The sequence below is a fragment of the Streptomyces sp. NPDC032091 genome (genome assembly GCF_055580265.1).
This window is the reverse complement of record NZ_JBVILR010000014.1, coordinates 98,719-122,369: the sequence shown is the minus strand read 5'-3', so window position 1 is coordinate 122,369 and position 23,651 is coordinate 98,719. Positions and strand designations below refer to the sequence as shown.

The following is a 23,651-nucleotide window of genomic DNA, read 5'->3' as shown; positions in this document are numbered from 1 at the left end:
CGTCTTGGGGGGTGGGAGTGCAGCCCGCGGAGACCGTTGGGACGGACGCGCCGCGTGTGACGGCGGTCTCATCGACGATGTGGCCGTGCGGGCCGCCCGGGTGGCTCCGGGGCGGGCCTGACCTGCACCTCTTCGGGTTCTCGCGGCCTGCCGCCACCGCCCGGGCAGGGCGGTAGCGGGGCAGGATACTGCAAGATCCCGGGAAAGAGGGAGGCGTGTGGGAATTCTGTCCCGATTCCAGTCGTTGTTTCCCTCGGAAGCGGGCACTCGGGAGAGTGTCCGAAGACGCACCGCGACCGTTCATCGCATCGCAAGGGAGCACCGCATGGCAACCCGCGCCGTCGCCCGTCGTCAGTCCACGAGCAGCGCCCGCGCCGCGGGCGGCGAGATCGTCGACCGCGACCTGGTCGGCATGTACCTGGACGAGATCGCGCGCACCCCGCTGCTCGACGCCGCCCGGGAAGTGGAGCTCTCGCAGATCATCGAGGCGGGCGTCTACGCCCGCCAGATCCTCGACGGAGAGGTCGAGCGCGACGGGGAGACCCCGGCGCGCGAGGAGCTGGAGGCCCTGGCCGCCGAGGGGGAGCGGGCCAAGGAGGTCTTCATCCGCTCCAACCTCCGCCTGGTCGTGGCCGTCGCCCGGCGCTACCCGCGCAGCGGACTGCCCCTCCTCGACCTGATCCAGGAGGGCAACGCCGGCCTGGTCCGCGCCGTGGAGAAGTTCGACTACACCAAGGGCTTCAAGTTCTCCACGTACGCCACGTGGTGGATCCGCCAGGCCATCACCCGCTCCATCGCCGACCAGTCCCGCACCATCCGCCTCCCCGTCCACCTGGTGGAGGAGCTCGGCCGGATCCGCCGGATCCAGCGCGAGTTCAACCGTGAGAACGGCCGGGACCCGGAGCACGCCGAGATCGCCGCCGAGCTCGACTCCACCGAGAAGCGCGTCGGCGACGTCCTGGACTGGGCGCGCGACCCGGTCAGCCTCAACATGTCGATCGACGACGAGGGCGAGACCCAGTTCGGCGACCTGCTGGAGGACACAGCCGCGATCTCCCCCGAGCAGTCCGTGCTCGCGCTGCTGCGCAGCGAGGAGCTGGAGGACCTCCTCGGCAAGCTGGACCAGCGCACGGCGTCGATCATCAAGATGCGCTACGGCATCGAGGACGGCCGCGAGCGGACCCTGACGGAGGTCGGCAAGCAGCACGGGCTGACCCGCGAGCGGATCCGCCAGATCGAGAAGCACGCCCTGCTGGAACTGAAGCGGATGGCCCGCGACACCGGCTTCGACGCCGTCGCCTGACCCAGCCGGACGAGGCCTCCCCGGACAAGACCTCCCCGGAGACCCCCCAGACGAGCCCCGGCGCCTATCCCCCCCAGGCGCCGGGGCTCCCCCCTACCCCGGCCCGCCCCCCGCCGCCGCCCCGGCCAGCCGCTCGGCCAGCGCGCCCGCCGCCCGGGCCAGGAACTCGGGCCCCCGGACCGTGAACTCCAGCCCCGTCAGCGCCATCCGGGCCGCCAGCCACTCCGGCGCGTCCCCGCTCTCGAACCGCACCCGCGACCCCGGCCCCTCCGCCACCGCCCCCTCCCGCAGCCACCCCGGCAGCTCCTGCGGCGCCGCCGCGAAGCGGACGTCCACCGGGTAGGTCTCCCCGCCCCGCAGCCCGCGCCGGACGAACTCGGCCGCCTCCATCGGCAGCGGCCGCGGGCTGAACCGCGCCCCCGTCGGGAACGGCTCGCTCACCCGGTCCACCCGGAACGTGCGCCAGTCCTCCCGCTCCAGGTCGAAGGCCACCAGGTACCAGCGGCTGCCCGTGCTGACCAGCCGGTACGGCTCCACCAGCCGGCGCGAGTCCGCCCCGTCCCGCGCCCGGTAGGCGAACCGAAGCCGCTCCGGCCCGGCCACCGCCGCGGCCATCGCCGTCAGCGTCCGCGGGTCCACACTCGGCCCGTCGCCCCGCGTCACCGCCACCGTCGCGGACTGCAGCGCCCCCACCCGGCGGCGCAGCCGGGCCGGCAGCACCTGCTCCAGCTTGGCCAGCGCCCGTACGGAAGCCTCCTCGACCCCCTCGATCGCATGCCCGGCCCCCGCCCGCAGCCCCACCGCGATGGCCACGGCCTCCTCGTCGTCCAGCAGCAGCGGCGGCATCGCCGCACCCGCCACCAGCCGGTAGCCGCCGACCGCGCCCAGCGTGGCCTCCACCGGGTAGCCCAGGTCCCGCAGCCGCTCGATGTCCCGCCGGATCGTCCGCGCGCTCACGCCCAGCCGCTCTGCCAGTTCGCTGCCGGGCCACTCGCGCGGGGTCTGGAGCAGGGACAGCAGGGTGAGCAGCCGGGCGGGTGTGTCGTTCATCCTTCAAGATTGCCAGGTAAATAGGACACACCCTGGCCTAGTTCCCGTCTACGTTTCTCCCCATGAGCACCGAGACGCCCACAGCATCGCCCGAAAGAGAGAACGGGCCCGTACGAGAAGAGGGGAACGCGGCCGCCGCAGCAGCACCGGACGGCGCCGCCGACCCGGCCACTCCCGACGCCCCGGCCGACCGCCTGCGCTGGCTGGCGCTGGCCATCGTGATGACCGCGTCCTTCATGGACCTGGTCGACGTCACGATCGTCAACATCGCGATACCCAGCATGCGTCAGGACTTCGGCGCCTCGACCAGCGCGATCCAGTGGATCACCGCGGGCTACGCGCTCGCCTTCGCCGCCGGCCTGATCACCGGCGGCCGTCTCGGTGACATCTACGGCCGCAAGCGGCTCTTCCTCGTCGGCGTGGCCGGCTTCACCGCCGCCTCGCTGCTCTGCGGCATCGCGGCCGACCCGTCGATGCTCGTCGCCTCCCGCCTGCTGCAGGGCGGCATGGCGGCGCTGATGGTCCCGCAGGTCCTCGCGATCATCCACGTCACCTTCCCGCCGCACGAGCGCGGCAAGGTCTTCGGCATGTTCGGCGCGATCGTCGGCCTCGGCGCGGTCTCCGGACCGCTGCTCGGCGCGCTGCTCACCGAGTGGAACCTCTTCGGCCTCGAATGGCGCACGATCTTCCTGATCAACCTGCCCGTCGGCATCGCCGCCGTGATCCTGGGCCGCAAGTACATCTCCGAGTCCAAGGCCCCCAAGGCCCTGCGCCTCGACCTGGTCGGCGTCGTCCTCGCGACCCTCGCGCTGGTCCTGCTGATCTACCCCCTCACCCAGGGCCGGGAGAACGACTGGCCGCTGTGGGGCTTCGCCTGCATGATCGCCTCGCCCGTCGTCTTCGCCGTCTTCATCGCGTACGAGAAGCACAAGATCAAGAAGGACGGCTCCCCGCTCGTCGAGCTCTCCCTCTTCCAGGTCAAGAGCTTCGCCGGCGGCATCACCGTCCAGCTCGCCTTCGGTCTGGCGACCGGCATCTTCTTCCTCGTCTGGACCCTCTACATGCAGATGGGCCTCGGCTGGACCCCGCTGCACGCCGGCAGCACCGGCATCCCCTTCTCCATCGCCGTCTCCGTCGCCGCCGGCCTCTCCGTCGAGAAGCTCGTCCCCCGCTTCGGCCGCAAGGTGCTCCAGGCCGGTGCGCTGGTCATGGCCGCGGGGCTGCTGCTCTACATCTGGGAGTCCCAGCGGTACGGCATGGAGATCGCCTCCTGGCAGATGGCCGCCCCGCTGATCGTCATGGGCGCCGGCATGGGCCTGATCGTCGCCCCGCTGAACGACACCATCCTGTCCCAGGTGCCGCGCGAGCACGCCGGCTCGGCCTCCGGCCTGATCAACACGACGGGCCAGATGGGCAACGCCCTCGGCCTCGCCCTGACCTCCGTGGTCTTCTTCGGGTCGATCGATGACGACCGCGTCCTCGGCGCCCCCTACGTCGAGGCCTTCCGGGGTGCGCTGTGGTGGGTAGTGGCGGTGCTCGTCGTGATCTTCGCGGTGATGTTCGTCCTGCCGCGCAAGCAGGTCCCGCTCTCGGAGCGCGAGGGCGCCGTCGAACAGGCCGCACAGGCCTGAGACCCCGGCACCCGCGCGGGCAGCTCCTGTCGACGCGGCCGGCGCCCTCCACTGGACGGCGCCGGTCACCGCCGCCGGTGACAGGCCCTAGCGGACCCGTGTGCGCAGCTCCATCGCCCCGCGCGCGGCGGCCTCGGTCGTGTAGACCTCGCACATGTGGCGCCCGTCCGGCGTCGCCGTGTGCTCGACCTCCCAGAGGCTGCACTCGCTGCCGTCCAGCAGGACGAACGCGTGCTCGTACAGGCTGAACCCGGCGTCCCGGCCGTCCGCCAGGAACTGCCGCCCGCCGAAGGCCTGGGTGATCCGGTGCGCGTACGCCGAACGCAGCCGTGCGGCCACCTCCGGCCCGGGGCGGTCGCCGTTCTCCGCGCGCCGCAGCACCCGCCGGGCGTGGTCGGCGGACTCCTCCACCGTGTACTCGCGGTGGCGCTCCCGCGGATCCGGGGCGGCGAACAGGGCGCTCAGCAGCGCCAGGTCCTCCTCCGTCCCGTCCACGCCCCAGCCCCCGTCCCCATCCCCGTCCCCGTCCTCGGTTCCGCCCTGTCCGGGCACAGGGGCCGGGGACGGCCCGGCCCCGGCCTCGCCGAACAGCCGGGCCCCGGCCCACGTGAGCTCCTCCCGCCCGGCGAACACCTCGTACCGGGTGCCGTCGTCGCCCCGCAGCCGGTACGCCAGCTCCCACAGCGAGACCGTCTCGCCGTCGGAGAGCAGGTAGGTGTGCCGGTGGGTCTCCCGCCACACGCCGGCCGACGGGCTGTGGTGCGTCGTGTAGAGGGAGGAGCTGTGGGCGAGCGCGGTGCCGAGGCGCTCGACCAACGCGTCGGGAAGGTCGAAGGAGTTGAGGGCGCGGCCCAGGAGTCGGCCGAGATGCGCCTCGGTTGTCTCGTACGGATCGCTCAAGGTGGGCTCCAGGCCGTCGCAGCTTGTCACTTAGCGGAAGCACAACGTAGCCCCTGGCTCTGACATCACGTCCGGGATTCGGTAAAACGTCCGGGAAGCATCAGGGGTTCCCGCCACACCTTCAGGTCAACTTGCCCCTGAATGGCCCGGGTTCGTCAGGGCTTGTGGCGATACGCGGGAGTATGGGCGGCATGGCAACGAACACCGTGGACGTCCCGCGCCAGCGGCGGCGCTCCCGTACCCGATCCGAGGACGAACCCGACGCCCCCAGGTCCCTGGCCTGGCTGCTGGTGGCCACCGGCGCCGCCGGGCTGCTGGCCTCCTGGGTGATCACCCTCGACAAGTTCCTCCTGCTGGAGGACCCGGACTTCAAGCCCGCGTGCAGCCTCAACCCGGTCGTCTCCTGCGGCAGCGTCATGAAGAGCGCCCAGGCGGCCGTCTTCGGCTTCCCCAACCCGATGCTCGGGCTGGCCACCTACGGGGTCGTGGTCTGCGTCGGCGCGGGGCTGCTCGCCGGGGCCCGCCACGGCCGCTGGTTCTGGCTGGGACTGAACGCCGGCACCGCCTTCGGCACCGCCTTCTGCGCCTGGCTGATGGTCCAGTCGCTCTACGCGATCAACGCCCTGTGCCTGTGGTGCTGCCTGGCCTGGGTGGCGACGCTGCTGATGTTCTGGGCGGTCACGGCCCACAACGTCCGTACGGGACGGCTGCCCGCGCCCGGCCCGCTGCGGGAGTTCTTCACCGACTTCGCCTGGGCCCCGCCCGCCCTGCACCTGGGGGTGATCGGGATGCTGGTCCTGACGCGGTGGTGGGACTTCTGGACGGGGTGACGGGGGCGGCCCCACGCGTACGAGGGCCCCGGCGGCTGGACGCCGCCGGGGCCCTCGTCACTGCGCTCCACGGGCCGACGCGGCCCCAGACCAGGAGGGGTGGGACTCGGTCAGCTGCCGGAGGAGACGTTGCCGGACAGGACCGGGATGTTGTCCAGGATGTGCGAGAGCGGCTCGTCGCCCTTGGCCTGGGTGGAGTTCTCGGTGCACTGCTGGTTCTGCGGGTTGGACAGGACGTTGATGTCCTGGACACCGACGTTGGCGATGAGGGCGGCCACGGACTGGACGTTGACCTTCGCCGGCAGGCCGATGCAGGGCTTGTTCAGGGTGCCCTGGACCAGGCTGAGCTGGGGGCTCATGTCGCCGGCGGTCTTCTGGTTGCCGTAGATCTGCTGGGCGCCGTTGCCGTTGACGGTGTTGATCCCGTTGTCGTTGCCGATGGCCATGGCCGGGGCGGCGGCACCGACGCCGATGGCAACGGCGGAGACCGCAGCGGCGGTCATGATCTTCTTGAGCATCATCGATCCTTCTGTCGCACGAGTGCCCGCTAGTGGAGCGCCCTGATCAACCGGCCGCCGCGCGGCATGGTTGCGCTGCTTCACTCAAACGGCCCGTCCGGGGACGGGATTTCCCCGGGGCGGGTGAGACCGCTGCGGACACCTGCGCGAAGCCCGTACGCAGCCCCAGGCGCGCCCCGGGCGCGCGGGCTCCGGTTGCGCTCCGTCGAGGGTGTTCGCACGGTGGGTGAGTAAGCGGACTACTCGGGTCCGCTTGCGCGACCACCTCGAAGGATTCCTCATGCACTCCACCAAGGCGTCCCGCCTCCGCGTCCTCGTCCCGTCGGCCCTCGCCGTCGTCATACTGTCCGGCGCGGCCACCCCCGCGGGCGCCGCGGACGGCCAGGGCGCCGCCGCCGTCGAGAGGAAGGCGGCGGCCGTGCAGCAGCAGATCGAACGGCTGGAGGAGGCGGCGGAATCCCGGGAGCGGGTCGCCGCCGGCCCGATCGACGACCTCCTCGCCGGCCTCACGAAGACCCTCTCGGACCTGCTGAACTCGCTCACGGGCCTGCTCGGCGGGATCAAGCTCCCGCCGATCGAGGTACCGAAGCTCCCCGAGATCAAACTGCCCGAGATCAAGCTGCCGGACCTCCCGGTCACCATCCCCAAGCTGCCGGACCTCCCGGTCACCGTCCCCGCGGTGCCCGCGACCCCGGCGGTCCCGGCGGTGCCCGGGGTCGCGCCGGCCGTCCCGACCGTCCCCGACGTCCAGATCCCCGACATCCCCGTCGGCAGCTAGCCGGCGGCCGCGGCGGACCCCGACGGGCAGAATGGTTACGACTATTGGGCTGAACAGGTCAGATCCGGCCGTCGGCCGTGTCGATCCGGGACGCTGGACCGTTTCGCTCGGTGTGAGCCCCGGGACCGGGGCAGGACATCGAACGAGAAGGTGCACTCCCCATGAACTCTGCTGCCAAGAAGGCCGCCGTGGCCCTGGCCTCCGCTGGTCTCGCCGTGGCCGGTGCCGCCGGTGCCGCCTCCGCCGACGCCCAGGCCGAGGGCGCGGCCGTGGGCTCCCCCGGTGTTCTCTCGGGCAACCTGGTCCAGGTGCCGGTCCACGTTCCGATCAACGTCTGCGGCAACTCCGTGAACATCATCGGCGCGCTGAACCCGGCGTTCGGCAACGTCTGCGTCAACGACTGACGTTCCTCGCAGTCGGCACCACGTGACCGTGGGCGCCACCGGCCTCGCCGGTGGCGCCCACAGTCGTGTCGGGTGCCTTTCGGCAGCGCCCCGGCGTCACTTGCCGCCGTTGAGCTCCACTCCGCCGAGCAGCGGGGAGGCCTTGGTGGCGCCGTTCGCCAGGCCCAGGGCCGTGCCGGGGATGTCGTTGCGGACCTTGTTGACGCCCTGCGCCGTCTGGACCACCTTGCCGACGGTGTCGCCCTGCTCGGCCAGCGCGTTGCCCGCCGTCTGCGGGAGCGCCTCGGAGACGGGGTTCACGGCGCCCAGCAGCTCGGTCACTCCGCCCGTCGCGCTCATGGGGGGCATCGCGGGGGCGTCGGCCGCGAAGGCGGGAGCCGTGGCGCCGAGGGCGGCGACGGAACCGACGACGACGGCGGCGACCTGGGAGAGCTTCATGGTGGGAAATCCTCTTCTTTTCGTGGACCGGGCGGCAGCGGCGACCGGCTCGCCGCTTTCGTCCTGGTAACGATTCCCGGCCGCTCCGGAAACGCCGGCCCGCGGCCGCACGGCAGCGGCCGGAGAATCCGACGGTGGATTCTCCGGCCGATATTTCTTCCGATTACCGGTATTCCCGTCAGGCGGCGCGCGACCTCCGGTAGAGAATCGCGCCGCCGAGGACGAGAGCCGAGGCGAGGGCCGCCATGGCCCCCAGCTCACCGGCACCGGTGGCCGCCAGCTGGGGCCCCGCGTGCGCCGGCGCGGGCGCCGGGACGGGCGCCGGGAGCGTCACCGGCGGAGCGGCGGCGGGGACGGGCGCCGGAGCCGGCGCGGGCGCCGGGGGCAGGTGCACCGGGAGGTCGCCGGCCGGGGCGGCCGGGGGCTGGTCCGCGGGGCGGACGACGTCCGGTACGGGGACGGGCGCCGGGAGCGGCCGCTCCGGCTGGCTGCCGTGCGGCGGCCGCGGTGCCGGGAGCTCCTGCGCGGGCCCGGGGGCGGGCGCAGGAGCGGGCTGCGCCTCGGGGGCCGGGACGGGCGCGGGGAGGGTGTGCGGCTGCTCCTCGACCGGCGCGGGGAGCGTCTCGGCGTGCTCCTGCGGCGGTACGGGCGCCTCGGCGGCCGGGGCCTGCGGCGCGGGGGCCGGGGCGGGGAGCGGGGCCGGGGCGGGCGCCGGTGCCGGGGCGGGCTGCGCGGCGGGCGGGGCGGGGGCCGGGGCGGGCCGGGGCTTGGGGGCCGGCCTGGGCTGCGGCTTGGGCTTCGGGTGGTGCGGCGCGGGCGCGGGGGGCGCCGGGTGCGGGGCGGGGTGCTGCGCGTGGTGGGCGGGCGGGTGGTCGTCGCACTCCTCCTCCCCGCCCCGCGGGCCCCGGTCCTCCTCGCCCGGACCGCCGTAGGCGTCCTCGTGGCGGGGGCCGGTCTCGTGGCGGGGCGCCTCGGGGCGCGCCTCCTCGGGCCGGGGCGCGGCGTGCCGGGGGGTCCGCGTGCGGGGTGCCTCCGCGCCGCGCTCCCCGTAGCCGCCCTCGTCCTCGCCGCGCTGCGCGGGCAGCGCGTGCCGGCCGCCGGGGTGCTCGTCCAGGTAGCGCTGGAAGGCCTCGGCGTTCTCGGGGCTGAGGTAGCGCTCGTAGTCGTGGTGGCCCGTGTCGGAGCCGGTCGAGGTGGCGCAGTTGTTGCCCATCGAGGGGTTGAGCGCCGCACCCCCGTCCACGCTGTTGCCGCACACGTTCGGCGAAAGGGTGATGGGTACCGAGACGCTGTTGCCGGACAGCACGCCCGGTGAATGCGAGGCCTCGGCCATCGCCCCGGGATGCGCGTAGGCCGCGCCGGTCGCGATCGACAGCAGACTCGACGCGGCCGCAGCCGTGAGCACCCCCTTGCCCAGTACCTGTCGGCTCAGTACCTGTCGCATGGGTCCTTCCCTGTCTACCGGCGCGGGGGCCGGTCCTGAATCGAAGGTGGCCTCGGAGTGCACCGCCGTGCACTCCGAGGCCACCCGAGGAGGTCCGCCCTCGCGGGCGCAGTCGCTTCGTCAGTCGTTGACGCAGGTGTTGCCGAACGCGGGGTTCAGCAGCGCGATGATGTTGACGGTGTTGCCGCAGACGTTCACGGGGACGTGCACGGGGACCTGCACGAGGTTCCCGGAGAGGACACCGGGGGAACCGACGGCCTTGCCGTCGGCGACCGCGTCGGCCATGGCGGGGGAGGCGGCACCGGCGGCGACGAGGAAGCCGGCGGCCATCACCACTGCCTTCTTGTACTTCATCTGAATTCGATCCTTCCCGCAGAGGTCTGTCCGCTGCATACAGAACAACGAGTGGGCCGGGAAAAAGAAACCGCGGAATCCGGGTATTTCCCCGGGGGAGATTTTCGATCCCTATTCACGGGAGCGGAATTCCCGGCGCCCGATTACGCGGCGAGGCCGCCGCGACCCGGGGGGTGCGACGGCCTCGCGCGGTGCTTCCTCGGTCAGCTGCCGGAGGAGACGTTGCCGGAGAGGACCGGGATGTTGTCCAGGATGTGCGAGAGGGCTTCGTCGCCCTTGGCCTGGGTGGAGTTCTCGGTGCACTGCTGGTTCTGCGGGCTGGACAGGACCGGGATGTCCTGGACGCCGATGTTGACCGCGGACAGGATCGACTGGGCGTTGACCTTGGCGGGCAGGGCGATGCAGGGCTTGTTGAAGGAGCCCTGGATCAGCGCCATCTGCGGGCTCATGTTGCCGTAGGTGGCCTGGTTGCCGTAGATCTGCGCGGAGTTGTTGCCGTTCACGGTGTTGATGCCGTTGTCGTTGCCGATCGCCATCGCCTGCGGGGCCATGGCGGCGCCGAGGCCGACGGTGGAGGCGGCAACCGCTGCGCCGGCTACAAGCTTCTTGATCATTATCGTCCCTTTTCTGCAGGATTGCCCGCTGCTGGAGCATCCGGAACAACGGCCCGGATCCCGCTCCGGTTGCGTCGCTTCACCCGGATGCCGCCGTTTCGGGCGGCGTGGTTGACGTTCAGGCGTTCACGCAGCGGTTGCCGAAGGCCGGGTTCAGCAGGCCGACCAGCTGCGCGGTGACGCCGCAGACGTTGACCGGGACGTCGACGGGCACCTGGACGAGGTTGCCGCTCAGCACGCCGGGGGAACCCGCCGCCAGACCCTCGGCGGTCGCGCCGTCGCCGCCGTGCGCGGAGGCGAGGCCCGCGCCGCCCATCAGCAGCGCGGTTCCGGCGAGCGCCACCGTCGTGCCGCGCATCAGCCTCTTCTTCATCTCCGTTATTCCTTTCGGTTCGAACGTCGAACAACGATGCAACCGCATAACGACGCGCCCACCGTCAGGGTGCGTGCCATCGCCCGAAAGGCCGTACGAGCGAGTCCGGCGTGATTTCCAGCCTGATTTCTGACAAAGTTCACTCCTGTTTTGTCCCCTTGATCGAAAATGGAGACAGGGTCATGGGTTCCTCCCGCAGAATCCTCGGCGCGCTCGGCCTGCTGTCCTGCCTCACGCTTTCCCTCCACGCCGCCCCGGCGGACGCCGCGGTCCCCGCCGCGGCCCGTGAATTGCCCCGCATCCCCTTCACTCAGCGTTACCAGGCGGTGCAGCACGGGGGGCTGGTCCGGGCCTCGAACTCGGTGATCAGCTGCCGCCGCGAGGAGTCCCCGCAGGCGGAGCCGTGCGCGGAGGTCAAGAAGGGCGCCGCCGGGACCAACGGCGACTTCGAGATGTTCTACGACGAGGTCGACAAGGACCCCGACACCTACAACTCCACCCGGTCCGAGCTCAGGGTCCCGCGGGGCGCGAAGGTCTCGTACGCCCGGCTCTACTGGGGCGGGAACCTGCGGGTGGGGGAGCAGAAGCCGCCGGAGGACAACGGCCGCGTGCTGGTCGCCGAGCCCGGGGGCGCGTACAAGCCGGTGATCGCCGACACGGTGATCGGACACCGGACGGACGCCGGCAGCGACGCCTACCAGGCCTCGGCCGATGTCACCCCGCTGGTGCGCAAGGGGGGCGCCGGGATGTGGACCGTGGCCCAGCTCAACGTCGCCATGGGGCACTCGCAGGTGGGTGCCTGGGGCGGCTGGACGCTGGTGGTCGCGTACGAGCACCCGCAGGAGCCGCTGCGCAGGATCTCCCTGTGGGACGGCTTCGAGTCGCTGGCCGCGGGGGCCGGCGAGGCCGCCGCGGAGCAGGTGGAGGTCGCCGGCCTGGACGCGCCCGCGGGGTCCGCGGGCAAGGCCGGGGTGGTCGCCTACGACGGGGACCGCGGGGCCCTGGGGGACTCACTGACGGTGACGGCCGACAGCGGCCGCCGGATCAACGTCAGCGATGCCGAGAACCCGTTCAACGACGTCATGAATTCCACGATCACGGAATTCGGGCGGCCCGTATCAGTACGACAGCCTGAAAATATTAACAATCTCGGATATGACGCGGACGTGTTCGATCTGAGTCCCGCCCTGTCCGGTGGCGCCCACAGCCTGAGCTTCAGGTTCACGGGCGAAAGCCAGGGTCAATTCCTCGGTGTGCTCTTCGTTCAGACAGACGCGCGCCGCTGAGCGCAGGAGACCGCTCCACGTGCCGAAACACCCCTCGCCGGCCGGCTCCCCGGCCGCGCGGTCCTTCACCGTCCTCCACCTCGTCCAGCCCGTCGAGGGCGGCGTCGCACGGGTCGTCGCCGACCTCGCCGCGGCCCAGTGCGCCGCCGGGCTGCGCGTCGTCGTCGCCTGCCCGGACGGCGGCGTCCTCGCCGGCGCGGCCCGGGCCGCCGGGGCCGAGGTGCTCACCTGGCGCGCCGGACGTTCCCCCGGACCCGGACTGCCCGCCGAAGTGCTCGGCGCCGCCCGGCTGATCCGCCGCGTCCGCCCCGACCTGCTGCACGCCCACAGCGCCAAGGCCGGACTGGCCGGGCGGATGGCCGTACGGGGCTCCCTCCCCACGGTGTTCCAGCCCCACGCCTGGTCCTTCGACGCCGTCGGCGGCACCACCGCCGCCCTCGCGCTGCGCTGGGAACGCGCCGGCGCCCGCTGGGCCGACCGGGTGCTCTGCGTCAGCGAGGCCGAACGCCGGGCCGGCGAGTCCGAGGGCATCCACGCCCGCTGGGCGGTGGTCCGCAACGGCGTCGACCTCGCCCACTTCCGCCCCGCCCACCCCGACCCCGGCCGCGACCGCGCCGAGGCCCGCACCGCCCTGCGGCTGCCCGCCCCCCTCGCGGGCGACGGACCGCTGGCCGTCTGCGTCGGCCGGCTCTGCCCCCAGAAGGGCCAGGACGTCCTGCTGCGCGCCTGGCCGGAGGTGTCGGCCACCGTCCCCGGCGCCCGCCTCGCCCTGGTCGGCGACGGTCCCGACGCCGAACGGCTGCGCCGCGCCGCACCCCCCGGAGTCCACTTCGCCGGGGCCGCCGCCGACATCCGACCGTGGCTTCGGGCCGCCGATCTCGTTGTACTGCCGTCGCGGTGGGAAGGCATGGCGCTCGCCCCCCTCGAAGCCATGGCCTGCGGCCGACCGGTCCTGGTCTCCGACGTCAGCGGTGCCCGGGAGAGCCTGCCGTCCGGCCACGGGCGGCTCTGCCTGGTACCGCCGGATGACCCGACGGCGCTGGCCAAGGCCCTGGGACGGCTGCTCGCCGAACCGCGGCTGCTCACCGAACTCGGGGAGCAGGCCCAGCAGCACGCCCGGACCGAGTTCGACGTGCGGCGGACCACGGACGCGGTCACCGGCCTGTACCACGAACTGCTGGGCAGGCCCTCCCCCTTGAACCAGGAGCGCATCAGCCGATGACGATGGACAGCGCACCCGCCCGGCACACCGGGGGGCAGAGCGGCACGGGGCACACCGGCGGCAGCGCCTTCGCCTCCGTGTCACCGGTCGCCCCGCCCGCCGTGACACCCGCCGCGACACCCGCCATGGCGCCCATCGCGGCACCCGCGACGAACCGCCGTGCCGTGACCGCCATCCACCCGCCGCGCGGACCCCGGGCCGACCGGGCCCGGCCCGCCGTCCGCCCGGGCCGGGCCCGCCGCGGCCGGGGCGCCGCCCCGCTCCTGGCCGCCGACGCGCTGGCCGCCGCCGTCACCGTGACCGCCGTACCCGGGCCGCTGCTCCCGCCCCAGGCCGCCGCGGCGGCCGCCGTCCTGCTCGCCGCCGTCAACGCCGCCCTCCAGGCACGGGGCGGCCTCTACCGGCCCCGCCTCGCGCCCTCCGCCCTCCTGGAACTCCCCGCCCTGGCCGGCCGCACCGCCGCGCTGTGGTGCGCGGCGGCCGCCGTCCTCGCCGCCACCGCGCCCGGACGGGCCCTCGGCTGGAACGCGCTGCTCACCGCCGTCTGCCTCCAGACCGTCCTGGCCTGCACGGGCCGCGGGCTGGTCCACGGGCTGTGGCGCCGCTCCGCCGCCGCGCACCCCGAGTCCACGCTCGTCGTCGGCCCCGGGGACGGCGCCGGCGCCGTCGCCGCCGCCCTGCACGGCCGCCCCGAGTACGGGCTGCGGCCCGTCGGGATCGCCGACACCGCCGAACCCGCCGACGGCGAGGGCGGCCCGCTGCCCGTCCTCGCCACCCACGAGGACGTCCGCCGGGCCGTCATCCAGAACTCCGTGCGCTGCGCCGTCTTCACCCGGCCGCCCGAGGCCGACGAACGCACCGCCGCCCTGGTCCGCCTCTTCCACGACCACGGCTGCCGGCTCTGGCTCGCCGACCCCGCCGGCACCGCCAAGGTCACCGGCATGCGCGTCGCCCAGCCCGCCGACCAGCTGTGGGGATACGCCGTCCAGCCCCTGCTGCCCCGCCCCGCCCGGCCGCTGGAGCGCTCCGCCAAACGGCTCATCGACTCCGCCCTCGCGGCCCTCGCACTGCTCGCCGCCGCCCCCGTCATGGGCGCCTGCGCGCTGGCCGTACGGCTCTCCGACGGCCCCGGGGTGATCTTCCGGCAGGAGCGGGTCGGCCTCTACGGCCGGCCCTTCACCCTGCTGAAGTTCCGCACCCTGCGCGCCGACGAACACGAGTCCGCCACCCGCTGGACCGTGGCCGGCGACCGCCGGATGAGCCCCGTCGGCTCCTTCCTGCGCAAGTCCTCGCTGGACGAGCTCCCGCAGCTGTGGAACGTGGTGCGCGGCGACATGAGCCTGGTCGGCCCGCGCCCCGAACGCCCCTTCTTCGTCGCCAAGTTCAGCAGTGTCCACCCCGGCTACGAGGCCCGCCACCGGATGCCCGTCGGCATCACCGGGCTCGCCCAGATCAACGGGCTGCGCGGAGACACCTCCATCGAGGACCGAGCCCGCTTCGACAACCACTACATCGACACCTGGTCCCTCTGGCAGGACCTGTGGATCCTCGCCCGGACCGCCGCCTCCTTCTTCCGCTTCCGGCTGGGCGGGAGCTGAGCCATGAGCCTCGCCGTCCCCGGATCCGTACGCCTGCCCGCCGGCGCCGACGCGCTGCGCCGGCACTGGCCGCTGCTGCCGCTCGCCGCGACCGTCCTGCTCCTGCTCGCCCCGCTCCCCGCCGGCGACGCCACCGCCTCCGGGAAGGTCGGCCCCGCCGACGCCGCCTCGCTGCTGCTCGCCCTGGTCTGCGCCGTGCAGGCCCTGCGCGGCCGGGTCCGGGCGCTGAACCCGCTGGGCGTCCTCGTACTCGGGACCCCGGGGATCGGGCTCGCCGTCTCCACCATGACCGCCGGGGACCCGTACGCCGCGCTGCCCGGATTCGTGCGCTACCTCCAGGTGTTCGTGCTGGTCCCGGCGGCGGTGGTCCTGCTGGTGCGCGACGCCCGCGAGTTCCGGCTGGCCGCCGGGTGCTTCGTCCTGCTCGGGCTGGTGCAGGGCGCCGTGGGCGTCGTGCAGTACGCGACCCACACCGGGGCCTCCTACCAGGGCGAGGACGTCCGCGCCGTGGGCACCTTCGGCCCCGGCGACGTCATGGGCATGGCCACCGTCGTCGCCTACGGGCTGATCGTCGCCACCGCCGCCGCGCTCGCACCGGGACTGCCCGCCAGGGTCCGCCGGGCCGCCGGGGGCTGCGCCCTGGCACTGGTGGTGCCGCTGGTGCTGTCCTTCAGCCGCGGCGCGTGGATCGCCACCGTCGCAGCGGCGCTGCTGGTGATGTGCCTGGCCGGGATCCGGCGGGCGCTGACGGTGCTGGTGGCGCTGACCGCCCTGGGGGTCGTCCTCGTCGGCGGCCTCGGACTGGGCTCCGAGATGGTCGCCGAGCGCCTCGGCTCCATCACCCGGGTCTCCAGCGCCCCCGACCAGTCGGTCACCGACCGCTACACGATGTGGGCCGCCGCCGAGTCGATGTGGCGCGAGCGGCCGGCCGTCGGCGTGGGCCTCAAGGGGTTCCCCGCCCACCGCGACGGGCACTCCTCGCTCGGACTGTCCTCCGGCAGCGACACCGCCGGCGCCGGCCAGGCCTTCGTGAAGCAGCCGCTGCTGTCCCCGCACAACATGTACCTGCTGGTCCTCGGCGAACAGGGCCTCGTCGGACTCCTCGCGCTCGCGGGCGGCTGGGCCGCCCTGCTCGTCGCGGGCCTGCGGCGGTACGCGCTCTCCGCGGACAAGGGGCTGCGCGACTGCGGGCTGGTCGCGGTCGGCCTGTTCGTCTGGCAGCTGACCGACTTCCTGTACGCGGACATCGGCGGCCCCTCCACCGTCCTCACCGGTGTGATCATCGGGCTCGCGGCCTGGTGGGCCCTGCCCTCCCCCGTCCCCGCGGCCCCGGCCGCCCCGGCCGGCCCGCCCGCCGACGGGCCGGCCGTCCGGTGACCGACACGACCCCCTGGCGGCGGCCCGCGGCCCCGGCGAGCGACCTCGCCGCGGCCGCGGGCCCCGCCGCAGGTGCCACCGCCGACGGCACCGTCCCGGCCCGCCGGCCGGCCACCGCCGGGGGCACGGGCGGCGCCGGGAGGAAGGCCGGGAGCAGCGCCCGGGGGACGTCAAGGGGGACGTCAAGGGCTACGCCCGGAGGTGCGGCCGTACCCCCGGCCGTACCCCCGGCCGCGGACCGGGCCGCGGACCGGGCCGGGGACCGGGCCGGGAGCGGCGCCGACAAGCCCGGCGCCAAGGGCGGCGTCCCGCTCGGGCGGTTCCTCGCCAAGGCCGCCGCCGTCACCGCCGGACTGACCGCCGCCGGCGCCGTGTTCGGCCTCGTCCGCGACCAGACCATCGCGCACCTCTTCGGCGCCGGCCACGACAGCGACGCCTTCCTCATCTCCTGGACCGTCCCCGAGATGGCCTCGACGCTGCTGATCGAGGACGCCATGGCCCTGCTGATGGTGCCCGCCTTCAGCCACGCCCTCGCCCGGCGCGCCGCCAGCCGGGCCGGGCTGACCCGCAGGGAAGCCCGCGCGGCCGACCCCGTACGCCTGCTCGTCGGCGCCACCCTGCCGCGCCTGGTCGTCTTCCTCGCCGCCGTCGCCTCCCTCCTCGTCATCGCCGCACCCCTGGTCGTCGACGTCCTCGCACCCGGCCTGCCCGACCCCGAACTGGCCGTCCAGTGCACCCGGATGACCGCCCTGACCGTCCTCACCTTCGGCGTCGCCGGATACTTCAGCGCCGCCCTGCGCGCCCACCGGTCCTTCCTGCCGCCCGCCGCGATCTACGTCGCCTACAACGTCGGCATCATCGGCACCATGGTCGCCCTCCACACCCTGTGGGGCGTCCGCGCCGCCGCCGCCGGGGTCGCCGCCGGCGGACTGCTGATGGTCCTGGTCCAACTGCCCGCGTTCATCCGCAACGTCGGCTTCGGACCGCCCCGCGCCCGGCGGGCCCCGCGCAGCCAGCGCGACCGCGACCGGCCCACCCTCATCGCCTTCGGCGTGATCGCCCCCGTCATCTCCTTCGCCGTCTTCCGCCAGTCCCAGGTCCTCGTCGAGCGCTTCCTCGCCGCCTCCCTGCCCCCCGGCGCCATCTCGCACCTCAACTACGCGCAGAAGGTCGCGCAGATGCCGATGGTGCTCTCCCTGATGATCTGCACCGTCACCTTCCCCGTCGTCGCCCAGGCCATGGCCGGCGGCGAACGCGAGAAGGCCCGCCGCCGCGTCGAACAGGACCTCGCGCTCGCCTCCCTCGCCGTCCTCCTCGGCGTGTCCCTCGTCATCGGCTACGCACCGCAGATCATCGAAGTCCTCTTCGAACGCGGCGCCTTCACCCACCAGGACACCCTCACCACCGCCTCCGTCATGCGCGTCTACGGACTCGGACTCCTCGGCCACTGCCTCGTCGGAGCCCTGTCCCGGCCCTTCTTCTCGACCGCCCGGCCCACCTGGTTCCCGGCGCTCGCGATGGGTGCCGGGCTGCTCGTCAACATCGCCGCCGGAGCCCTCTTCGTCGGTTGGTGGGGCACCTACGGCATCGCCGCCGCCAACGCCGCCGGCATCACCGCCACCGCCGCCCTCCTCCTGACCGGCATCGGCTCCCGCATCATCGCCATCCAGGCCCGCCGCGTCGCCGTCAGCATCGGCCGCCTCACCGTCGCGGCCGCCTCCGCCTGCGCCACCGGCTGGCTCGCCGGACCGATGATCCCCGACCCGCTGCTCAGCGCCGCCCTCGGCTGCCTGCTGGTCCCGGCCATGTTCGGGGCCACCGGAATGGCCATACGGGCCCTGGAGATCACCGCCCTGCCCGGCCAGATCGCCCAGCTCGCAGCCCAGACCGCCGTCCAGATCACCCAGCTCACCCAGAGGTTCCGCAATGCCCGCTGACACCGACACGGCACCCGCCGCCGTGGCGGCCACCGCCCGCCGTACCCCGTCGCCGTGGGTCCTGATGTACCACTCCGTCGCCGAGTTCACCGACCCCGCCGAGGACCCGTACGGCATCACCGTCACCCCGGGCACCCTGGAGGCCCAGCTGCTGTGGCTGCGCTCCCGGGGGCTGCGCGGCGTGTCCGTCCGCGAACTGCTGCGCGCCCGCGCCGCCGGACGCGGCCACGGCCTCGTCGGCCTCACCTTCGACGACGGCTACACCGACTACCTGACCCGCGCCCTGCCCCTGCTGCGCCGCCAGGGCTTCACCTCCACCCTGTTCGTCCTGCCCGGACGGCTCGGCGTCGACAACGTCTGGGACCCGCTCGGCCCCCGCAAGTCCCTCCTCACCGCCGAGCAGATCCGCGAGGTCGCCGCCGCCGGCCAGGAGATCGGCTCCCACGGGCTGCTCCACCAGGACCTCACCGCCGCCCCCGACGACGTCCTCCAGCAGGAACTGCGCGGCAGCCGCGAACTCCTGCGCGAACTCACCGGCACCCTGCCCGACGGGTTCTGCTACCCCTACGGCCACCTCGACGCCCGCGTCGTCGACGCCACCCGCGCCGCCGGATACGGCTACGCCTGCGCGATCTCCCCCGGCCGCCTCGCCGGCCTGCACGCCCTGCCCCGTACGCACGTCAGCCAGGCCGACGGAGCCGCCCGGCTGCGGATCAAGGAACTCCGCCACGGGGCCCGCGAGCTGCGGCGGAAGGTACCGGTGCTGCGGTGAAGGCCCTCCACGTCATCACCGGCCTCGGCGTCGGCGGCGCCGAACAGCAACTGCGGCTCCTGCTGCGCCACATGCCCATGCCCTGCGACGTCCTGACCCTCACCAACCCCGGCCCGGTCGCCGACGGGCTGCGCGCCGACGGGGTCCGCGTCGTCCACCTGGGCATGAACGGCAACCGCGACCTGGGCGCCCTGCCCAAGCTCGTCCGGTTCATCCGGCGCGGCCGCTACGACCTCGTCCACACCCACCTCTACCGGGCCTGCGTCTACGGGCGCCTCGCCGCCCGGCTCGCGGGCGTCGCGGCGACGGTCGCCACCGAACACTCCCTGGGCGAGGCCGAGATCGAGGGCCGCCCGCTCTCCCGCGGCGTCCGCTCCCTCTACCTGGCCAGCGAGCGGCTCGGCGCGGCGACCGTCGCCGTGTCCGACACCGTCGCCGCCCGCCTGGAGGGCTGGGGGGTGCCCCCCGCCCGGGTGCACGTCGTCCCGAACGGCATCGAGGCCGCCCGGTTCCGCTTCGACGCGGGCGTCCGCCGCGCCACCCGGGCCAGGATCGGACTGCCCGAACGGGCCTTCGTCGTCGGCGGGGTCGGGCGGCTGGTGCCGGGCAAGCGGTTCGACGTCCTCGTCCGGGCCGTCGCCGCACTGCCGGGCGCGCACCTGCTGCTGGCCGGGGACGGGCCGGAACGGGCCGCGCTGCGGACGCTGGCCGCCGAGCTGGGCGCGCAGGCGAGGATCCATCTGCTGGGGGAGCGGGACCCGCTGGGCGACAGCCCCGACGGGCGCACCCCCGGGATCCCCGCGCTGCTGGCCGCCATGGACGTCTTCGTGTCCCCCTCCCGGGAGGAGGCGTTCGGGCTGGCCGTCGTCGAGGCCCTGGCCGCCGGGCTGCCCGTGCTGCACGTGACCTGCCCCGCCATCGACGACCTCCCCGCCGCGCAGGCGCCGGGGGCGCGACGGATCGGCACGGGCACCGAGGAGCTCGTCGCCGCGCTGCGGGGGCACATGGAGGCGGGCGCGAGCCGGCTGCCGGCGCCCCCGGTGGTGCGCCGGTACGACATCGCGCGCAGCGCGGCGCGGCTGCTGGACGTCTACGGGCTCGCGCTGGCCGCGCCCGTGCCCCTGCCCCCGGCGCGCGGTGGCACGGAGCCGCGGGGCACCGCCCCGGACCCGGCGCCCCGCTCACCGGCGGGGCTGGACGCGGCCGCGCCCGGCGGCGACGGCTGATCCCCCTTCTTTCCACCGTACGTACTCCCCTTCACCCAGGAAGCGAGCACCACCATGGCCGACCGTGCCGACCGCGCAGACCGCGCAGACCGCGCAGACCGTCCCGACCGCCCCGACCGCCCCGACCGCCCCGACCGTGCGGACCGTGCGGACCGTCCGGACCAGAAGAAGTCCGTCCACCGCTCCGCCAGGAAGCGCCGGTTCCTGCCGCCGCCCGTGTGGTGGCCGCTGCCCGCCTGCGCCCTGCTCGGCATGGCCGCCGGCGGGGCGTACGGGGTGCTCAAGGCGCCCGAGTACGCCGCCACCGGCTACGTCGTCGCCGTGCCGAACGAGACCACCCAGCCCGCCACCGCCCAGGGGTTCGCCCAGGCCTACGGGCGCATCGCCACCAGCAGCTCCACCCTCGCCTACGCCCAGCCCCGCGCGGGCGTCGACGCCCGGCGGCTGCGGACGCAGGTCCGCGCCGAGACCTCCCCCGACTCCCCGATGATCGCGATCACCGGCACCTCCAGGAGCGCCGCTGAGGCCGCCGACATCGCCAACGCCGTCGCCGACGCCCTCACCCTCAGCAGCAACCAGGCCGCCAAGAACACCGGCGTGCAGCTGCTCCTGTTCAGCCAGGCCGTCGCGCCGAGCGACCCGGCCTCGCCGTCGGCCGCGATCAGCGCCGCCGTCGGACTGTGCGCCGGCGGGCTGCTCGGCGGCCTGTGGCTGCTGGCCCGGCCCGGCCGCCGCCGCTCCGGCGAGCAGGAGGAGACGGGGCGCCCGGCCGGAGCGGGCGCCGATGAGGGCGCCGTGGAGGAGTACGCCTCGCTGCCCGCCCAGGGCGAGCACTCCGGGCACTCCGAGACCAAGGAGAAGGAGTCCGTGCGATGACGCGGGGCTCCACCGGGGCCCTGACGGTGACGCTGTGCCGGGACTCCCGGCAGTTCGCGGCGCTGGAGGAACCCTGGAACCGGCTGGTCCGGGAGTGTCCGACCGCCACCCCCTTCCAGAGCCACGCCTGGCTGCACTCGTGGTGGCTGACGTACGGGAAGGACGGCCGGCTGCGGATCCTGCTCGTGCGGCGGGGCGAGGAGCTGGTCGGGGTGGCCGCGCTGATGCTCGTCCACCGTCCGCTGCCGCGGCTGGTGCCGCTGGGCGGGCCGATCACCGACTACTTCGACGTGCTCGTGTCGCGCGAGCACGCCGAGCAGGTCGTGCCCGCCCTGGCCCGGGGCCTGCACCGGGCCGCCCGCAGCGCCGTCGTCGACCTGCGGGAGGTCCGGCCCGGCGCCGCCGCGGAGGCCGTGTTCGAGGCCTGGCCCGGGGTCTCCGCCCGGCTGACCGACTCCACCTGCATGGAGCTGCCCGCGCTCCCCTTCGACCAGCTCGTCAAGCGGATGCCGGCCTCCGGCGCCCAGCGGGTCCGGGCCAAGCTGCGCAAGACCGACGCGGCCGGGATCGAGGAGCACGAGGTCACCGAGCGCGAGGTGCCGCAGGCCGTACGGACCCTGCTGCGGCTGCACGAGAAGCAGTGGCGCGGCCGCGGGGTGACGCCGGAGCACCTGCGGCCCCGCTTCGCCGAGCACCTGACCCGGGCCACCCGGCGCATGGTGCGGGCCGGGGAGGGCCGGCTGACGGAGTTCCGGCTGGACGGGAACGTGGTGGCGGCCAACGTCACCCTGATGTCCGCCGCGCTCAGCGGCGGCTACCTGTACGGCGCGGACCCGGACCTGCGCGAGCGGAAGGTCGACGTGGCGACGCTGCTGCTGCGCTACGAGGCCGGGCGGGCGCTGGAGGAGGGCCGGCCGGTGGTGAGCTTCCTGCGCGGCAACGAGCCGTACAAGAACCACTGGCGGCCCGAGACGGTCGTCAACCAGCGCCTCCTGATGGCCACGCACGCGCTCGCGCCCCTGATGCGGCTGCACGAGTCGCAGGTCACGGGGCGCGAGCGGGCGGTGGGCGCGCTGCGCGAGGCGCTGCCGGCCGCCCGGGACTGGCGGGCGCGGCTGAACGAACTGCGGGTGCGATGACCCGCCTAGAAGGGCCAGAACCCGGAGTCCCCGCCCCAGCCGCCGAAGGTGATGCAGACCGACTGCTTGCCCATCAGCTTCGAGAACCAGTCGCCGAAGTCGAGCGGGAGGCACCACTGCTTGCTGTTGACGGGCTGCTGGGGCTTCGGCTCGGGCTGCGGCTTCGGCTGCGGCTTCGGCGGCTGGGACGGCCGGGTGGGCTGCGGCTCGGGCCGGGGCGTGGCGGGCGTCGGGGTCGGGGACGCCTGCGGGGTGGGCACCGGCGGGACCACGGGCGGGACGGAGACCTCGGGCTCCGGGACGGGCGTGGGGGTGGGGGTGGGCGTGGGCAGGGACGGGGTGGGGACCTCGGGCGTCGGGATCTGCGGCGTCGGGACCTGGGGCGTGGGGATCTGCGGCGTCGGGATCTGGGGGAGGGGGACGGACGGGGTGGGTACCACCGGGGTCGGGATCACGGGCGTGGGTACCACCGGGGTCGGGACCACGACCGGTCCGTGCTCGGTCAGCGCGTCGCGGAAGGCCTTCGCGGACCGCGGGTTCTGCTTGCACTGCCAGACGCCGTGCGGGCAGTAGTCGGTGATGGTGTGGTAGAGCGGGTGGTGCTCGTCGATCCACTGGAGCATGCGCCGCACGTACTCCGGGTTGTCCCCGTTGCGGAACAGCCCCCACTCCGGGTACGAGATCCGCTTGCCGTGTGCTTTCGCGAAGTCGACGTGCTGCTGGAGTCCGTACGGCTGGCTGACGTGGTCGTCGAAGGTCCGGCCGGGGCCCTGGTCGTACGAATCCATGCCGATGACGTCGACCACGTCGTCGCCCGGGTAGCACGAGGTCCACGGGATCGCGTCGGTCCCCCGGTTGGGGGTGAAATCGAACTTGAACCGCTGGCCGGGTACGGAGCGCATCGTGTTGACGACCCGCCTCCAGTACGCCTTCCAGTGCTCCGGGTCGGGCCCGCAGCGATGGGTGTACGTGGTGCCGTTCATCTCCCAGCCGAGCACCACCACCGTGTCCGGGACGCCCAGCTCCACCAGCCGCTCGGCCAGCCGCCGGAAGTGCCGGTCGTACTCGCCCTGCGCGCCGGCCCGGATCAGCTGGGCCACCTGCCAGTCGGGCACCCGGCCCTCGTTGCGGGCCTGCATGGGCACGTTCAGGACGAACATCCGGTCGTCCTTGGCCCGGCGCCACCGCGCCCAGTCCTCCAGGAACGGGACGCGGCCCTCGATCCCGGCCCAGGAGTCGCCGGGCAGGTAGGTGTGCCCGACGCGGATCTCCCGGCCGCCCAGCCAGTGCGACAGGGCCGGGATGCGGGCCACCCCGGCCGGCCCGTAGTCGAGATAGGCGCCGAAAGCGGTGTCGGAGCCCCTGGGCGGGTCGTCGTCCGGGGCCGCGAGCGCTGCGCCGGTGGCGAGCAGCCCGGCCGTGACCGTCCCGACGCAGGTGCTCACCAGGCGGTGGTGTGGTCTGGGCATGTCGTCTCCCGAGCTCTGCCGAACCGGTGTGCTTGCCACCGACGTTAGACATCACATCTGACGAACGGCCTGTCCGGTGGCCGCCGCCTAGGCCATTCGCAGCTGCGCATCC

Annotated in this window: 23 protein-coding genes; 14 read left to right on the top strand and 9 right to left on the bottom strand. The window is 74.1% G+C overall.

All coding sequences use genetic code 11. The annotated features are described in order from the left end of the window. Positions 1–325 precede the first annotated feature (325 nt). Positions 326–1,303 carry a sigma-70 family RNA polymerase sigma factor gene (locus tag ACZ5NJ_RS22785; protein WP_468766940.1) on the top strand — a complete coding sequence of 326 codons (978 nt, stop codon included), beginning with the start codon at positions 326–328 and terminating at the stop codon, positions 1,301–1,303. Between the two features lie 93 nt (positions 1,304–1,396). On the opposite strand, the gene ACZ5NJ_RS22780 is transcribed toward ACZ5NJ_RS22785, so the two are convergent. Beyond that, on the bottom strand, positions 1,397–2,353 hold the full coding sequence (locus ACZ5NJ_RS22780; protein ID WP_468766938.1) for a helix-turn-helix transcriptional regulator: 957 nt from the start codon (positions 2,351–2,353) through the stop codon (positions 1,397–1,399). A gap of 62 nt (positions 2,354–2,415) precedes the next feature. Here ACZ5NJ_RS22780 and ACZ5NJ_RS22775 point away from each other — a divergent pair, with 62 nt between their 5' ends. Beyond that, positions 2,416–3,984 carry an MFS transporter gene (locus ACZ5NJ_RS22775; protein ID WP_468766937.1) on the top strand — a complete coding sequence of 523 codons (1,569 nt, stop codon included), beginning with the start codon at positions 2,416–2,418 and terminating at the stop codon, positions 3,982–3,984. An 87-nt stretch (positions 3,985–4,071) separates the two neighbouring features. On the opposite strand, the gene ACZ5NJ_RS22770 is transcribed toward ACZ5NJ_RS22775, so the two are convergent. Then, positions 4,072–4,884 (bottom strand): DUF6227 family protein, encoded by an 813-nt coding sequence (locus ACZ5NJ_RS22770; RefSeq protein ID WP_468766936.1) that lies wholly within the window; start codon positions 4,882–4,884, stop codon positions 4,072–4,074. 191 nt (positions 4,885–5,075) lie between these two features. Here ACZ5NJ_RS22770 and ACZ5NJ_RS22765 point away from each other — a divergent pair, with 191 nt between their 5' ends. Next, entirely contained in the window at positions 5,076–5,714 is a 639-nt protein-coding gene (locus tag ACZ5NJ_RS22765; protein ID WP_468766935.1) for a vitamin K epoxide reductase family protein, read from the top strand. A gap of 110 nt (positions 5,715–5,824) precedes the next feature. Here ACZ5NJ_RS22765 and ACZ5NJ_RS22760 read toward each other — a convergent pair whose 3' ends face one another. Continuing rightward, a complete protein-coding gene (locus ACZ5NJ_RS22760) occupies positions 5,825–6,232 on the bottom strand; it encodes a rodlin (RefSeq protein WP_468767070.1) in 408 nt (135 codons plus the stop codon). Between the two features lie 280 nt (positions 6,233–6,512). Here ACZ5NJ_RS22760 and ACZ5NJ_RS22755 point away from each other — a divergent pair, with 280 nt between their 5' ends. Together ACZ5NJ_RS22755 and ACZ5NJ_RS22750 are read left to right on the top strand one after the other, a co-directional pair. Then, complete coding sequence (locus ACZ5NJ_RS22755; RefSeq protein WP_468766934.1) at positions 6,513–7,010, top strand: hypothetical protein; 498 nt, start codon at positions 6,513–6,515, stop codon at positions 7,008–7,010. 161 nt (positions 7,011–7,171) lie between these two features. After that, positions 7,172–7,414, top strand: coding sequence for a chaplin (locus ACZ5NJ_RS22750; RefSeq protein WP_468766933.1), 243 nt, complete (start codon positions 7,172–7,174; stop codon positions 7,412–7,414). Positions 7,415–7,510: 96 nt separating this feature from the next. Here ACZ5NJ_RS22750 and ACZ5NJ_RS22745 read toward each other — a convergent pair whose 3' ends face one another. From ACZ5NJ_RS22745 to ACZ5NJ_RS22725, 5 genes are all read right to left on the bottom strand, one after another. After that, positions 7,511–7,852, bottom strand: coding sequence for a hypothetical protein (locus ACZ5NJ_RS22745; protein WP_468766932.1), 342 nt, complete (start codon positions 7,850–7,852; stop codon positions 7,511–7,513). A gap of 178 nt (positions 7,853–8,030) precedes the next feature. Further along, a complete protein-coding gene (locus ACZ5NJ_RS22740; RefSeq protein ID WP_468766931.1) occupies positions 8,031–9,296 on the bottom strand; it encodes a chaplin in 1,266 nt (421 codons plus the stop codon). Positions 9,297–9,416: 120 nt separating this feature from the next. Continuing rightward, on the bottom strand, positions 9,417–9,650 hold the full coding sequence (locus tag ACZ5NJ_RS22735; protein WP_468766930.1) for a chaplin: 234 nt from the start codon (positions 9,648–9,650) through the stop codon (positions 9,417–9,419). A 203-nt stretch (positions 9,651–9,853) separates the two neighbouring features. Then, on the bottom strand, positions 9,854–10,264 hold the full coding sequence (locus ACZ5NJ_RS22730) for a rodlin (RefSeq protein WP_468766929.1): 411 nt from the start codon (positions 10,262–10,264) through the stop codon (positions 9,854–9,856). Between the two features lie 118 nt (positions 10,265–10,382). After that, entirely contained in the window at positions 10,383–10,637 is a 255-nt protein-coding gene (locus ACZ5NJ_RS22725; RefSeq protein ID WP_468766928.1) for a chaplin, read from the bottom strand. Positions 10,638–10,819: 182 nt separating this feature from the next. Between ACZ5NJ_RS22725 and ACZ5NJ_RS22720 the strand changes: the two genes are divergently transcribed. From ACZ5NJ_RS22720 to ACZ5NJ_RS22680, 9 genes are read left to right on the top strand one after another with little or no spacing between them, the layout of a single operon-like run. Beyond that, on the top strand, positions 10,820–11,923 hold the full coding sequence (locus ACZ5NJ_RS22720; protein ID WP_468766927.1) for a DUF3344 domain-containing protein: 1,104 nt from the start codon (positions 10,820–10,822) through the stop codon (positions 11,921–11,923). Positions 11,924–11,942: 19 nt separating this feature from the next. After that, positions 11,943–13,145 carry a glycosyltransferase gene (locus ACZ5NJ_RS22715; RefSeq protein ID WP_468766926.1) on the top strand — a complete coding sequence of 401 codons (1,203 nt, stop codon included), beginning with the start codon at positions 11,943–11,945 and terminating at the stop codon, positions 13,143–13,145. 2 nt (positions 13,146–13,147) lie between these two features. Further along, a complete protein-coding gene (locus ACZ5NJ_RS22710; RefSeq protein WP_468767069.1) occupies positions 13,148–14,743 on the top strand; it encodes an exopolysaccharide biosynthesis polyprenyl glycosylphosphotransferase in 1,596 nt (531 codons plus the stop codon). Between the two features lie 3 nt (positions 14,744–14,746). Beyond that, entirely contained in the window at positions 14,747–16,120 is a 1,374-nt protein-coding gene (locus ACZ5NJ_RS22705) for an O-antigen ligase family protein (protein WP_468766925.1), read from the top strand. Further along, positions 16,117–18,057, top strand: a complete 1,941-nt coding sequence (gene murJ / locus ACZ5NJ_RS22700) for a murein biosynthesis integral membrane protein MurJ (protein WP_468766924.1) — start codon at positions 16,117–16,119, stop codon at positions 18,055–18,057. Before ACZ5NJ_RS22705 ends, murJ begins: the two co-directional genes overlap by 4 nt. Continuing rightward, complete coding sequence (locus ACZ5NJ_RS22695) at positions 18,047–18,829, top strand: polysaccharide deacetylase family protein (RefSeq protein WP_468766923.1); 783 nt, start codon at positions 18,047–18,049, stop codon at positions 18,827–18,829. The genes murJ and ACZ5NJ_RS22695 overlap by 11 nt, the downstream gene beginning before the upstream one ends. Continuing rightward, positions 18,826–20,055: a glycosyltransferase gene (locus ACZ5NJ_RS22690; RefSeq protein WP_468766922.1), complete on the top strand. Its 1,230-nt coding sequence runs from the start codon at positions 18,826–18,828 to the stop codon at positions 20,053–20,055. Before ACZ5NJ_RS22695 ends, ACZ5NJ_RS22690 begins: the two co-directional genes overlap by 4 nt. A gap of 54 nt (positions 20,056–20,109) precedes the next feature. Then, the gene (locus ACZ5NJ_RS22685) at positions 20,110–20,931 is read left to right on the top strand and encodes a YveK family protein (RefSeq protein WP_468766921.1); all 822 of its coding nucleotides are present in this window, start codon (positions 20,110–20,112) and stop codon (positions 20,929–20,931) included. Continuing rightward, positions 20,928–22,070, top strand: coding sequence for a GNAT family N-acetyltransferase (locus ACZ5NJ_RS22680; RefSeq protein ID WP_468766920.1), 1,143 nt, complete (start codon positions 20,928–20,930; stop codon positions 22,068–22,070). Before ACZ5NJ_RS22685 ends, ACZ5NJ_RS22680 begins: the two co-directional genes overlap by 4 nt. 5 nt (positions 22,071–22,075) lie before the next feature. Here the strand turns inward: ACZ5NJ_RS22680 and ACZ5NJ_RS22675 are convergent, their stop codons facing one another. Then, on the bottom strand, positions 22,076–23,539 hold the full coding sequence (locus tag ACZ5NJ_RS22675; RefSeq protein WP_468766919.1) for a glycoside hydrolase family 26 protein: 1,464 nt from the start codon (positions 23,537–23,539) through the stop codon (positions 22,076–22,078). Positions 23,540–23,651: the final 112 nt, after the last annotated feature.